At 63.4% G+C, this 13,332-nt stretch carries 8 protein-coding genes and 1 pseudogene; 3 read left to right on the forward strand and 6 right to left on the reverse strand.

Annotation, left to right across the window (positions count from 1 at the left end):
- Window positions 1-28: 28 nt before the first annotated feature.
- Together AB6806_RS06285 and AB6806_RS06290 are read left to right on the forward strand one after the other, a co-directional pair.
- Window positions 29-421, forward strand: coding sequence for a DoxX family protein (locus AB6806_RS06285; protein ID WP_142020966.1), 393 nt, complete (start codon window positions 29-31; stop codon window positions 419-421).
- A 269-nt stretch (window positions 422-690) separates the two neighbouring features.
- Window positions 691-840: pseudogene (locus AB6806_RS06290) on the forward strand (glycosyltransferase family 1 protein); the annotation flags it as partial.
- Window positions 841-1,375: 535 nt separating this feature from the next.
- Here the strand turns inward: AB6806_RS06290 and AB6806_RS06295 are convergent.
- From AB6806_RS06295 to AB6806_RS06310, 4 genes are all read right to left on the reverse strand, one after another.
- Window positions 1,376-2,452: a cache domain-containing protein gene (locus AB6806_RS06295; RefSeq protein ID WP_142020967.1), complete on the reverse strand. Its 1,077-nt coding sequence runs from the start codon at window positions 2,450-2,452 to the stop codon at window positions 1,376-1,378.
- Window positions 2,453-2,463: 11 nt separating this feature from the next.
- A complete protein-coding gene (locus AB6806_RS06300; protein ID WP_370954295.1) occupies window positions 2,464-4,434 on the reverse strand; it encodes a glycosyltransferase in 1,971 nt (656 codons plus the stop codon).
- On the reverse strand, window positions 4,434-5,639 hold the full coding sequence (locus AB6806_RS06305) for an HlyD family secretion protein (protein ID WP_142020969.1): 1,206 nt from the start codon (window positions 5,637-5,639) through the stop codon (window positions 4,434-4,436). The genes AB6806_RS06300 and AB6806_RS06305 overlap by 1 nt, the downstream gene beginning before the upstream one ends.
- Before the next feature lie 533 nt (window positions 5,640-6,172).
- The gene (locus AB6806_RS06310; RefSeq protein WP_370954296.1) at window positions 6,173-10,999 is read right to left on the reverse strand and encodes an autotransporter domain-containing protein; all 4,827 of its coding nucleotides are present in this window, start codon (window positions 10,997-10,999) and stop codon (window positions 6,173-6,175) included.
- Between the two features lie 496 nt (window positions 11,000-11,495).
- Between AB6806_RS06310 and AB6806_RS06315 the strand changes: the two genes are divergently transcribed.
- Entirely contained in the window at window positions 11,496-12,305 is an 810-nt protein-coding gene (locus AB6806_RS06315; RefSeq protein ID WP_191125150.1) for a helix-turn-helix transcriptional regulator, read from the forward strand.
- Window positions 12,306-12,493: 188 nt separating this feature from the next.
- Here AB6806_RS06315 and AB6806_RS06320 read toward each other — a convergent pair whose 3' ends face one another.
- Together AB6806_RS06320 and AB6806_RS06325 are read right to left on the reverse strand one after the other, a co-directional pair.
- A complete protein-coding gene (locus AB6806_RS06320) occupies window positions 12,494-12,925 on the reverse strand; it encodes a hypothetical protein (protein WP_142020972.1) in 432 nt (143 codons plus the stop codon).
- A gap of 87 nt (window positions 12,926-13,012) precedes the next feature.
- Window positions 13,013-13,231: a hypothetical protein gene (locus AB6806_RS06325; protein WP_142020973.1), complete on the reverse strand. Its 219-nt coding sequence runs from the start codon at window positions 13,229-13,231 to the stop codon at window positions 13,013-13,015.
- Window positions 13,232-13,332 lie beyond the last annotated feature (101 nt).

Genomic DNA, 13,332 nt, shown 5'->3' on the forward strand with positions numbered 1-13,332 from the left:
AAGGGCGGCAATACGGGAGGAAATCAATATGTCCGATGCAGGTCTTGTTCTCGCACGGTTGTTTCTGGGCATGCCGTTCGTCGTTTGGGGAATCCTGAAGCTGCGGGGCGGGGAGGCCAAGCTTGTTCCAGGCTTGCAAGCGCTTGGTTTACCCGATGCCGTGTTCTTCGCGTATCTGATCGGCTTCTGCGAACTTGTTGGGGGGCTCGCTGTCGTTCTTGGGTACCCGGTGCGCACCGCAAGCACATTGTTGGGTCTCTGGTGTCTCGTCACGGGCTATGACGCCCACAGGAACAATATCACCGAGGTTCTGAAGAACCTGACGATGGCGGGCGGCTTCTTTGCCTTGACCGTTGTTGGCGCAGGTTCGATGGCTCTTTTTGGAGGCGCTCCTACCGGCCTGTTCGCTTACTTGCCTTAGAACATAGGGCCGAAAATCAAATCGATGTTTCGAAGAGATCTGACGCCGAAACAAAGAGATAGGTCGTCGCTTTGCGTCTAGCAGGGCGTACAGACCCGGGCTGAGCGCCAATTCAACCTGGGCCTCTCCGTTTTCAGGATGGTGGCGTGCACGGGAGCCTCCACACCTTCGGCTGCAACTGGAACGGTGAATCGATCCAGCGCATCATCAACCCGCCAGTCGATTTCGTCGTCCAGCCGGGCGCGCCGTTTAGGCTTTCATCGACTCCCAACGTCCTCCTCCATCGCTGCGTCAAGGATTCCGTTGCCGTCAGCGGGCTCGTCCTGATGGAGACGCTGGTCCATCGCAGCCTCGGGCTCTATCGCGGCACGCTCGACCGCCTGATCACGCCGAGCCGCTTCTATCGTGACAAGCTGGCGCGGACGGATCTCGGCGCGCGCATCCGGTTCGATCAGCGACATCAGGCCTCGCTCGTTGGAACCAGGTGGAATGGGTTTGACGCAAATGCGCGGCGGCTGGACATCGTTATCCTTGTCATCGCGTGGCCCCAGTGCCGGATGGGGCAGGGAAGAGACCATCTCGGATCGAGAGGCTATTCCATTTACGCAATCTATGCGTGTAAAAAAGAGAGAATGGTAAAGATAGGACGGGCTGTCCCTGCGCTGCCGCGTAGATAGCGCAACCCGCGGTGAGGTCAGCCAAGATGACTGGGCCCTCGACAGGATGAGGCCCCCAAGCGACGGGCAGAGCCGTTCTTCACTCCCGGAATTCATGCACCATGCCGCCAGAACAGGCGCAGCGAGCGATATCGATCAGACGGTAGTGATGGGTTGCGACAATGACCTGAGAGGAGCTATGCGCCACAACCGGACATTCGACCCAGTCCCAAAAGCGGACCTTCAAGGCGCAGAGCATGCTTGAACGCCGCGAGGGGTCTGCCTTCGAGTTGATTTTTCAGTGCCGGTGCAGCCGCGTTTGTAGCCGGACCAGTGCGGTGGAGAGACGCTCGGCCTCGGCGTAGCGCGTTTCGGGATGAGGTGGCTTCTGTTCGCCGTCACCCAGCATGCCCTCGGCCGCAGACACCAAGCGCGTCATCGGGGTTGCCAGCCAGTTTGCTGCGAGCCAAAGCAAGGCGAGAGCAACCAGCGCCCCTCCACCGAGTGTCATCCAGAAATTGCGGACCAGCTCGCGCGTCGGAGCGAGAGCAGCGTCGATGTTCTGACGGATCAGGAGGGACCATCCGAAGCTCGGCAGATCGGCATAACCAATCGCCGGGACGACGACGGTTACGTAATCCTTGCCATCCGGCCAGCGTTCGTCGAGCACACTCGACGTCGTGCGGTTCGCAGCCTGGGCCGAACCGATCATTAGGGGCTTATCGGTTAGTTCCGGCGGCCCGATCAGGACGGTGCGATCACGGGACAGCAGCAGGACGTCGATGCCAGGAGCCTGAAAGCCTTGGAGACTGTCGATAATCCAGCTCCAATTGAGATGCGCCCCGACGACGCCACTCGGCGATTGGCCGGCCTTCTGAATGGGAGCGGATAGATCGATAAAGCGATAGGGCTCTGTCCGTGCCGGGAGCAGCTTCGCCAGCAATTGCGCTTCATGGACGTCGATCGCGGTCGGCCCGCTCAAGCCGCGGCGAAACCAGGGACGTTGCGCCACGCTTTCCCGTTCCAAGAGGCCGTTGGCGGCCGCGAGCACGGTTCCCTCGACATCGGCGACGCCAATCCACGAATAGCGATTGTCGAGCCGCGCGACCAGGTTGATGGCGGTGCGTGCCTCCGGCAGCGCCGATGGATCCAGGGTTTTGGCGAGCGCGTCGACCTCGCCCCATAGTTGATGCAGGCTCTTGGCGAGGAGATTGGCACTTAATTCGCCACGCCCCTTCAAGCGATCGACCAGCATCTGCTCGGCGCGCTTCTGCAAGGCGCCGGTATATGTGGAACCGGCGATGAGCGCTGGAACCAGCATCAGAATGCTGCCTCCGACGAATGCGATGGTGCGCAGGCTGAGACGGCTGCTCATCCGTTCCTCCGTCAACGTGTCAACGTGCGGGCCAGCTCGCGGATCATGAGCGCGATGTTGCCCTGATTGGTTCCAGGCGCAGCGCTGGCCGTATGAAGCCGCGCGATGATGCGGTCCCGCTGGTCGGCCGTGGGCGCAAAACCGACCCGATAGCCGTCTTGTGTCGGAGCGATGATGCGCGCCTCAATGTCCCCGATAATTGGCAGGCGCAGCCGCCCCGTCATGCCCGGCTCCAAATCGTTCAGCCCGCTGATGCGCGCGCCACCGACGCCAAGATTGACCAGCCAGCCGCGTTGTTCGCGCCCTGCCATTAGCAGGGTTACGGGCTCGACGATCTGGCGCTGCGGGCGGTTGGGCCGCGGCCGCTCGATGCAGGCGGCGATCGCGACCAGCAGGACGAAGAGGTTGTAGACCGTCCAGAACATGACGACAGCCATGCCGTCGCCTGCGGTGGCGGCGTGATTGAAAATAAAGTCCGAGGTCAGCGGCACGACCATGCCGCCGACGGTGAGCGCGAAGAGCAGCAGGAACGGCATCATCAGCGGCCATTGCACAACGACCTTCGTGCGATCGCCGCCCTTGGCAGTCACCGAGAATTTATGCGGCCCGGGCGTCAGCAGTCCGAGCGCGACCGCCCGCGTGATCGGCCAGGCGGCGACCAATTGGGCCACGTCGTTCAGGATAGCGATGAACAGGCCTTTCGACAGCCAGTTCAACACGATCATCACCGCCAGATAATAGGGCAGATAGTAGACGAGAATATCTGTGACCGAAGCGTTCACGACGGCGACGCCGCCCCACCAATAGAGCAGCGGGCAAATCAGGCTCGCCAACCTGAACGGGAAGGTGGTGCTCCAGTAGAGCAGAGAATCGAAGATGCTGAGGCGTCGTAGGAAACTCAGCCGGTTTTCGCCGAAGGGGCTGTAGACATTGCGCACGATCTGCATCATGCCCAGGCACCAACGACCACGCTGGACGATGTACTCCTGCAAACCCTCGGGAGCCAGGCCTTCGGTTAGGGGCTCGTTGAGGTAGACGGTGCGCCAGCCGTTCTCCGATAGGCGCAGGGTCAGCAGGAAATCTTCGGTGACGCTCTCCGTCGGAAAGCCCCCGATGATTTCTACGGCACGGACGCGCACCATCGACGAGGTTCCGCAACAGACCGCGATGCCCCACGCATCGCGCGATGGCTCGACATTATCGAAGAAATGGCGCTGCTCGTCGGGATAGGCCGAGCTAATCCCAAGATTGTGCTGGATCGGGTCCGGGTTGAAGAAGTGCTGCGGCGTCTGGACCAGGCCGACATCAGGCGCATGGAACAGCGCAAGCACGCGCTCGACGAAGTCGATATGCGGCACGAAATCAGCGTCGAGCACGGCAATGAAATCAGGCGCGTCCGGATCTCCGGCACGCAACTGCAAGGCATGGTTGATGTTACCGGCCTTGGCATGGGCGTTGTCGGGACGGATCAGATATTCGACGCCGTGATGCTCGCAAACCGCGCGCAGCCAGTCCCGCCGGCCGTCGTCGAGGATAAAGATCCGAAGGGCGGGATAGCCGAGCGCCTTGGCGCCAACGATGGTGCGCTCCAGCACCTCAAGCTGCTCGTTGTAGGTCGCTATGAAGATATCGACCTGTGGCGGTGGGCCAGGCTTCCACCAATCGCGATGACGGTCGGCCTCGAGGCTGCGCTCCTTGACCCGCGACAGGATGATGAAGGCGATGGTCGAGGACAGGACGGTAAGTGCTTCGAGGATCGCGAAGCCCCAGCTGAAGAATGCATCGGCCGTCCAGCCCAGCGGCGCGACCGTGTCGGTGAAGCGCCAAATTATGTAACGCCAAGCCAGGAACATGGTTGCACCGAGCAGAAGAGCCCGCCACTGCCACATTTTGGGATTGAGAAGCGGAAGAACGAGCAACCGCAGGCCGACCACCACCGCCGCTCCGGCAAGGGCAGACAGCCATGCAGGGAGCGTCAGCATCAGATACCGTAACGGGTCAGGAAGCGCCGCAGGGTGGCGATGGGGCCGTTCGAAAAGATGACGCGGCCGGTGCGGCCGATGGCGCAGGAGAGGTCAGACTGGTTCGAAAGTTCGGGCACGCTGACGGTGACGTCGAACCGTTCGAGATGCTCGGCGCTCGGTCCCACCGCAAGATTGGTATACAGCCCCGAGGCGCCAGAACCGCCGAGACGCGTCACCGTGCCCTCAAAGATGCGATCGTCGCCGAACAGCCGGAATTGGACCGGCGTACCAATGGACAGGTCATCATAGAGACTTTCGGTCACGCTGGCGGTGACGACGAGGCTGCGGCAGTCGACGAGCTTGACCAGATCCTGACCCCGGCGAGCATATTCGCCATCGTCGACTAGAAAGTCCCAAGCCATGCCGGCGACGCGGGCCGTCAGCACGGCTGAAGTCAGCTTGTTGAGCCTCAGACGCTCGGCACGGATTTGTTTCTCGAACCCCGCGATCCGGGCCTCGATCTGCTCTTGTTCGGAAGCAAGTTCGGCCAGCCGCAGGTCGAGTTCCCTGACACGCTGCGAGGAGAAGGGCGCGTCGTTGTAGGAGTCGCCGATGAAAACGCCGGTGCGGGCGGCAGCCAGTTCGGTGTTCAAATAGCTGCCACGCTGGCGGGCACTCTCAAGCTCTTGCTGCGCCACGTCCTGTGCGGCGCGGGCGCGTTCGAGATTGGCTGCGGTCTGTACGCCCCGATCGCTCAGGTCGTTGGCGCGCTTGAGGGTGCCATCGGCTTCGCGCAGGCGGGCCGCCGCGGCATCCTGATTGGCCTTCGCCTCGGCGATCCGCGCCTCGATCTGGCTGACGCGCCCTTTCTGGTAATTATCGAGCTGTGCGGCAAAGCCAGCGCGAGCATTGCTGATCGCTTCCTTTTGCGTGGCCACCCGCTTCAGCTCGATCTGCTGGTTGTCGCGGTCGCGCTCTAGATCGATAAGGCGTGCGGTGTCGAAGCGCTCATCCGTGATGTCGGCGACGAGTTCACCCGCATTCACGCGCGCGCCGATGCTCCGGACGGCAAGATTGACCTGTCCCTCGATCGGGGCGCGGATCACGTTGATGCGGGCATTCACCGTCGCGTCGGCCGAGGTTCCAGCGAAATGCTCGCCGATCAAGACGTAGAGGCCACCAACGAGCAGCAGCAGGCCGACGGCGATCCGAAAGATCTTCATGATCCCTATCCCGAACGCGTGTCGCGGACGGGCATTGGCGCGGACCGAGTCTTACCAAATCGTTACCAGACAAGAGTCCCCAGCTGCGGATGGATGTCCAAGCTTCTGGCGCCGCAAAAATCGAGGACTTACGAAACCATCAATGCACTTCGAATGCGCACATTGGTAGCTTGCGTCAGAAGCGGCCTCGGACGCACCGGCCGCCTGGAAACAAGGCGTTATCCGCCGGGCTGGGTTTCCACAGCTTTCGCTGTCGAGCGATCGGAGAGGACCAAAAACAGGCCAAACACCGAGGACCGCCATGGAAATCCAAGCTTACGCCGACGGCCTGGCCGATATGTTCTGCGCCTATCTCACTGCCCAGGGAAATTCTTCGCCGAAGGGTGGAGGCTAGCGCAGACCAGCAACTGCGATGCGCCGACAGCGGAACTTTGCTCATCGCCTGTAAGCGGACCTCTAGAACGCTGAAACGGCATGACCTCAAACGTCCCATGTCGGACCTTCAGCGGGTTCGCTGCGGAGCCAGGGTAACCTCAGAATCTGACGGCGAGGACGCCCTTGAAGGCGTGGTCCTGCGCGTCCTGGGCGAGCTGCCCGGTATAGGAGAGGCCGAGCGAGGCGCTCTGGCCGATGGCCAGGTCGAGCCCCGCCTCGAGCAGGGCGGCGTCCTTCGCGATCGGGACACCAGCGACCGAGAACGGTGTACTGCCGGCAAAGGCCAGCGTTGCGGTCGGGGTGACGTCTCCGAAGGCGTGGCGCCAGGCTAATCCGCCGCGCAGGGTCAGGCCCACGCCCCGCAGATCGAAGCTGGTCGCGGCACGCAGTCCAAGCGTGGAATATCCTACATTGGTGTCGCCGCCACGGCTTGAGAGCGCCGCGGCGCCGCTGGTCTCGCGGAAGCCATCGGTATGCAGGTTGACATAGGCCAGGCCGGCAAAGGGCTCGAACGCCACCCGGCCGAGATCGACCCGGTAGCCGAGCTCCCCAAAAACCTGGGCGGTGCCGGCATTGTAGTCGGCCTTGAGGCTATTGCCGAAACCGGCGAAGGCGACAGTGCGGCTGATCTCGACGTCGTGCCAGGTGTAGCTCGCGCCAGTGCGCAGGTTGAGCGCGCCCCATTGCCCGCCACCATAGAGGCCGAGATGGTAGTTGTCGCTCTCGCCCGAGGAGCGCCGGCCCTTCACATCGAACTCGGAGCGGCTGTAGCCGGCAATGACGCCGACGCGCAGGGTGTCGAACACCGCAGCATCGGCACCGATGAGGAAGCCGCCGGTCGAGCGCGTCAACTTGGCAGCGTTGCGGTCGCTGTCCGTTGTGCCCCAGGAGCCGTAGCCCTGGCCCCAGACCGCGAAGCGGTCGGACCTGAGCTCGGGCATCGGACCTTTCACGCTTGGGGCGAGATCGGCAGTGAAGCCGTAGTTCAACGTCGTCATGGGTTGCGCGCCGACCGCGCCGAAGGCCGAACGCAGTCGGTCGTTGACGGCGTTGCGCAGGAGCCAGCTCTCGTCGATCAGCGCCGTCTTCGCCGAGGCGTGAACCTCGCCGGAGAGCGAGTCGAAGGCGGCGCGCGCACCTGGCGCGTCGAGCATCAGCAGGCTGTTGTAGAGCGCCAGCGTGCCGCCGACCTGCAGCAGCGTGTCGAGAGCGCCAGCGGTGGCAAATTGGTTGCGCGTCTGCGCCACGGTCTCGAAAATCGCTGGCGGGGGTGTCGGCGTTGGGCCAGAGCCGGGAGGAGTGACCGGAGGCGTCCCCTTGACCGCGATGATGAGGTCGATCTGGTCCGGCTGCTGGTCGACGGAGAGGTCGAGGAAGGCCGAGCGCGAGACCGCACCGGGGGCGCTACCGGTGACACCGCCTGTCGCGGTGAGGATCGTGTAGCGCTCGCCGTTGACGTAGCTGGTCTGCGGATCAAGCGCGGTCACGCCGACCTGGCTGCCCGTGACGATGGCGCTTCCGGTCACGGCGATGCGGTCGGAGGTGCCGTTGCCGGCGATCTCGGCCTCGTAGGTCGAGCCCGGCGCCAGCGTCAGGTTGCCATTGACGTTGAGGGTGCCGATCGAGTTGCCCGGGGCAATGGTCGCCCCCGATTGGATCGTGGTGGAGCCGACCGTGCCGCTGCCGCCGAGCGCTGCGCCCGAGAGCACGGTGACGGCCGAGTTCTCGAACGAGGCATTCACCGAGAGCTTGCCGTCCTCAACCGTCGTCGCGCCGATCAGATTGCCGTCGCCGGTCAGATTGAGATTGCCTGCCCCGCGCTTGGTGAGGGTGCCGGTGCCGTTGATCGCCTGGGCGAAGGTTGCGTCGCCTGGCTGGTCGAAGACCAGCGCGGCGTTGTTGTGGATCGGACCGAGGCCGAAGCTCATCGCCGAGCCGATCAGCGTGCCGGCCTGGATCAGTGTGCCGCCATAGCTGTTGGTCCCGGTCAGGGTGAGCGAGCCGGCCCCCAGCTTCTGCACGTCGCCGCCGCCCGAGATGGTGCCGGCGAAAGTGATATCGTCCGAACGGTTGAAGGCGAGCGTGCGATTGTTGACGACGTTGCCGATGATCGAACCGCTCGTGCCGCCATTGCCGATCTGCAAGACGCCGCCGCTGATCGTCGTGCCACCCGTATAGGTGTTCGCCCCGGTCAGGATCTGCGTGCCAGCACCGAGCTTGGTCAGGCTGCCCGCCCCGGAGACGGTGCCGCCGAGTTCGAACTGCGTGCCTGCCGCCACGTCGAAGCCGCCGGGGCCGTCGAGCGCCACGGGACGAAACGAGGCGAAGCTGGCCGTGGTCGCGAGCGTGCCGCCGTTAAGGCTCAAGCCACCGGAGGCCGCCCCGAGATTGGCATTGGCAGAAATCTGCAGCACGCCGCCTTCGACCGCCGTGCCGCCGCTGTAGCTGTTGCTGCCAGAGAGCACGAGCCGGCCGTTGCCGGCCTTGGCGATGGCCGTGCCGCTGCCATCGGCAATCGTCGAGGCGATGTTGGCTATGACGCCGTTATCGACGTTGAATGTACCGGACGTGCCGCCCGCGGGCAGGATTGAAAGCGTCCCGCCGCTCAGCGCGTAGCCATTGGCCGAGAATTGCAGGGTGTCGAAACTCGCCGTGCCGGCAACGCTGACCGCGCCGCCGGCCGCGCCGGCGAAGACGCCGACCGAGCCGCCCCAGCCGGCATTGGAGCTGCCGGCGCTATTGGTCCAGTTGGTGCCGAAGGGAGCCCAGGTGCCGGCCCCGCCATTGACGGTGCCGTTGCCGATTGTGTTCGTGCCGTCCCAGAACTGCAGGGTCTGGCCGGTGCCGAACACGGCGAGGTTGACCTGTCCTGCCGTCGCCGTCTCGACCTGCGCGCTGGCGATGGTGAAACCGCTCCGGGTCGAGGTCACGCCTTGGCTGGCGAAGCTGCCCGCGAGCGTGCCGCCATAATCGAACAACCGATAATAGCCGGCGGCAGCCGCGCGGGCATCGAGGGTGCCGCCGAGCGTGAGATTGCCGGTGACCTCGACGAGGTCGTTGCCGGCGATGGGATCGCTGCCGCCGACCACGCCCGGCGAATTCAGCTCGAAGACCGAGGTCGAGCCGCCGTTCAGCGCAAGCGAGCCAACCGTCAGTGTGCCGGGGCTATGCCCCGCCGACAGGGTACCGTTGACGGTCACGGCACCGGCAATGCTGCCTGTGCCAGACAGCGTCGCACCGGCCGCCACGGTCAGCGCTCCCGGCCCGTTCAGCGCACCGTCGACACGCAGCTCACCGGCCGAGACCAGCGTCGTGCCACCATAGGTGCTGGTACCGGTCAGTGTCTGCCTGCCGGAGTACTGCTTGTTGATGCCACCGTCACCATCGATCGAACCAGCGAAAATCTGGTTCGTCACGTCGCCAAAGGTCAATCTGTTGAAGCCGAGCGCGATGGTGCTGCCGGCGACACCGGACAAGGAACCGATAGTCCGGTCACCGCCTGCGAGGCTGATGTCGAAAGTGGCACCGGCCCCGGCAAGCGAGACAGCGGAGATTGCAGACAGGCTGCCGCCCGCGCCGAGCGCCAGCGTGCCGGTATTGATCGTCGTCCCCCCGACATAGATGTTCGCACCGGTCAGCGTCTGCGTGCCCGCGCCCTGCTTGACGACGCCACCGGTGCCGCCGATCGAGCCACCGAAGGTAGCAGGCCCGTTATCGCCGAGGGTCAGCGTGTTGGCGCCGAGCGCGACGCTGGTGCCCGCAGCGCCTGTCAAAGCCCCGATCGTCTGGTTTGCACCCGATCCGCTGATGTCGAAAACCGCGCCCGCGCCGAACAGGTTGACACCGCTGGTCGCGGCAAGGCTACCGCCCGGCCCCAGCGCCAGGGTGCCGGCATTGATCAGGGTGCCGCCGGTGTAAGTATTGACCGCCGAAAGCGTCAGCGTGCCCGTGCCCTGCTTGACCAGGCCATCCGTGCCGGACAATGCGGGGGCGAGGCCGATATTGTACGCCTGCGTGTCGATCGTGCTGCTTCCCGAAAGACGCACATCGGTCGGCCCGAAGTTTGCGATAAAGTTGCTGTTGTCCCGCGTGGCCCGAAGCACCCCACCTTGGAGATTGAAGATGCCGGTTCCGTCGCTTTTCTGAACGCTGCCGGTTTCAAGCACGCCGCCCGCGCCGAGGTTCAGCGTGCCCGAGGCCCTTGCCGTCGAATCGCCCAGCACTAAGTTGGTGGTAACGACAGTGCCCCCGCTGTCGATGGTCAGTGCACCGGGGCCGTTGACGCCGACCCGGAGTTCGTTGTTCGTCCAGGTCGAACCCGAACCCGATACCGTGACGGCGCCAGAGGCGACGGTAGAGTTCACCAGAACGTAGCCGATCATGCTGTAACCGCTGGAGACCTTGCCGCCACCTTGAATGGTGAGTGTGCCGACGCCGCCAGCGCCGACATACAGGACACCGGCATTCGTCCAGGTCGAGCCCGGGCCGGACACCGTGACAGAGCCAACGCTTCCTACGCCGTAGCCGACCCCACCATTGAGGTTGGACGCCTTGCCGCCGTTCTGAATGGTGAGCGTACCATTACTGGCCTCGCTGCCGCCGACATAGAGGTTACCGCTATTCGTCCAGGTGGAGCCCGGACCGGACACCGTGACAGAGCCAACGCTTCCTACCCCGTAGCCGATTACGCCTTCGACGTTGGATAGCGTGCCGCCGTTCTGAATGACGAGATCGCCGGGATTGGACCAGCCAAAGGTCAAGTTGCCGAAAATCGTCACGGTGCTCGTATTGAGGAAAACGCCCATATCCGTGATGACTTGGGTGATGGCCGGCGTTGCGCCATCGATGACGTTCCCCCTCAGACTGATATCGTCAGCCCACCCACGCTCCGCCGGGACGAGCAGCAGGACGCCTGTGCTCGCCAAGGAAATCTTTTTGGATAGCCGTCTGCCTAGCGGGGCAGGGGGCATGATAGAACCAGTGCGGCGGACATGCTTCACATCGCTTTCCTGACGGCGAGCGCCATGCTGCCGAGCAACAGCGCGGTCCGCCCACCGCGCCGACTCGCACCAAGCCGCAATGCCGCTGCTCCAGCAGCTTCCCCTTTCCGAGACGAGGCGAGAACGGCAGACGGTGTCTCGGCGACAAGCGCAGATCTCACGAAATCCCCCTGGACGGCCACACAACCTGCAGGTGGACCTGCAGCGGTTTCCTCGTCGCGCCGCCGCTCGCGACCGCCGAGTGTGTTGCTAATATCTCAGGTGAATCGCGGCTCGCCCACTACCCGAACGGGTATGGCCCCGCGTCATGCGACGCAGAAGATGCAGGCTTTCACTTTAACGCATACCCCACCGATCGCCGTTAGAGCATGATCGCCAGACGCGCTCGCCTGGAGAACTGGGCGCGACGAGCCGAGGAACCATGGACGGCGACCTTAGAAACGAGATCATTGCTCTCTATGAAGCCCAGCCGGACCTGCTCAGCCTGCCCGGTCTTGTCTTCGCCAGTGTCGGCCGCCTGATCGACGCCGAGGTGGTGAGCTTTTCGGAGTTCCACCAACCAAGCCGGGACTTCCGTTCGATGATCTCCGTGGAGGACGATCCCGAGCGTCGCAGCCAGGCCATGCAGGCCTTCGCCCGCCACATGCATTCGCATCCGTTCTGGCAATATGATCCTGGCTTCTTCGGCGAGCGGGCTCTGCGTGAATCGGATTTCTTCTCGGAGGAGGAGTTCCTGGCGCTACCCATCGCCCGAGAGGTGTTCCTGCCGTCCGGTGCGCGCCACATCATGGCGGTCGTCCTGGCGCATGAGCACTACGTGGTAACCATCGCCGGCCACCGCGTCCTGGGTCGACCGCCCTTTGGGGACGAGGAGCGGGACAGGCTGGAAGCCTTCCGCGCGCATGTGCTGCGCAGCTATCGGCAGGCGCAGGAACGCACGCTCGCCAAACTCACGCCAGGCGAGCGGCTGCGGCTCGCCTTCCCCGAACTGACTCCCCGGCAGCTTGAGGTCGCGGCCTTGATCGCGTCGGGCAAGTCGAACGAGGAGATCGCGATCATTCTCGGTACGGGCATCAACGCGGTCAAAGCCCACATCAAGGCGATCTACGGCAAGGTCGACTCGGACAACCGCCGTGCGATGGCAGCCATCGCCCATACCGTGTCCCCATTCGCGAAGCTGCCGCCCCTCTGGAAGCTTGGTCTGGAAGCCTGGAGTGGCCGGGTAAGATAGCAAGAAGGCACGCCGTCGGAAGGCAAATACTCGGGACGGCGGCTAAAACTAAAGCTCTCCGCCCGTTGCCGTAATTCGACTGCCCGAAAGCGGACGATGTGGGCGTCAGCAATGGGCCAGTTCCGGTTATCCGGCTGCCGGCCTTCGCAGAGCGCCGGAAGCAGACATTTTAGCCTGACATGCACGAGTCAGTGATGAAGCTCGTCGTCTTCGACCTCCTCGACATCCGTCATTCGAGCCCCAGCGGAGGCGCTGTTAAATCGCTCGATGTCCCGTACGAAGGTTACGGCAGAAGCCCAAGCTGCTGATCGATCTTGCGCCGCATGCGCTGCCTCGTTTCTGAGACGTACCAAGAAGCCTGCCAAGACGTCCTCGATCGCGTCCCAATCGGCGTCGGCGAGCAATCGGTCGAGACAATCCGTTCCATGACGACGATGCGCAGCATCATACAGTCGGTCGATTGCTGACAGATAAGATCTTCGCGTCGAACGCGCGAGCGACCCTTTGAGGATATCGAGCCAAATCAACGCCCAGAATCTCGGGACACCAGAGCGTCGCACGCCGACGGTGCCTCTAAGACTTGGTGGGATGATCGCCGATCTCAGGGTCGCAGCAGGCATATCGGTAATCCCAATGCCTTTGCCATTGCTGTTGAATCTGTGAGACCGACGTCAGTTGCGCAATCGGCCAGTCTGGGTTTTTGCACATCATTTTGCGATCAGTGCTTTTTGAACCGCCAAGGCCGAATGCTGCGCAATCCTGACCAGCTGCGCATTCGGCCTCGGCTTGCGTCGCGCACGATATTCCCGCGAAACGGGCTGCTTCTGCAACACGCCAAATCGCTCGTTACCCGCAAGCGCCGTTGCGCAGAAAACGGCGGTTTGCGTGCAGAATGCAACACACTCCAAACCGCTTCTGAGTTCCATAATATGTCTTATGCGAATCATAGATGTAGGCACCCGTTAGAAAGGTCACCGGTCTCCCCGTTAGAGATGTCACTCGTTCAGAGTGCTGGGTTCTGGGGAGC

Source organism: Allobosea sp. RCC_152_1, from assembly GCF_041360765.1.
Classification (GTDB): Bacteria; Pseudomonadota; Alphaproteobacteria; order Rhizobiales; family Beijerinckiaceae; genus Allobosea; species Allobosea spartocytisi.

Excerpts from the sequence above, each read along its gene's own strand:
- AB6806_RS06285 (WP_142020966.1), top strand. The coding sequence starts at position 29 with ATGTCCGATGCAGGTCTTGTTCTCGCACGGTTGTTTCTGGGCATGCCG.
- AB6806_RS06295 (WP_142020967.1), bottom strand. The coding sequence starts at position 2,452 with ATGAGCAGCCGTCTCAGCCTGCGCACCATCGCATTCGTCGGAGGCAGC.
- AB6806_RS06300 (WP_370954295.1), bottom strand. The coding sequence starts at position 4,434 with ATGCTGACGCTCCCTGCATGGCTGTCTGCCCTTGCCGGAGCGGCGGTG.
- AB6806_RS06305 (WP_142020969.1), bottom strand. The coding sequence starts at position 5,639 with ATGAAGATCTTTCGGATCGCCGTCGGCCTGCTGCTGCTCGTTGGTGGC.
- AB6806_RS06315 (WP_191125150.1), top strand. The coding sequence starts at position 11,496 with ATGGACGGCGACCTTAGAAACGAGATCATTGCTCTCTATGAAGCCCAG.
- AB6806_RS06320 (WP_142020972.1), bottom strand. The coding sequence starts at position 12,925 with ATGCCTGCTGCGACCCTGAGATCGGCGATCATCCCACCAAGTCTTAGA.
- AB6806_RS06325 (WP_142020973.1), bottom strand. The coding sequence starts at position 13,231 with ATGGAACTCAGAAGCGGTTTGGAGTGTGTTGCATTCTGCACGCAAACC.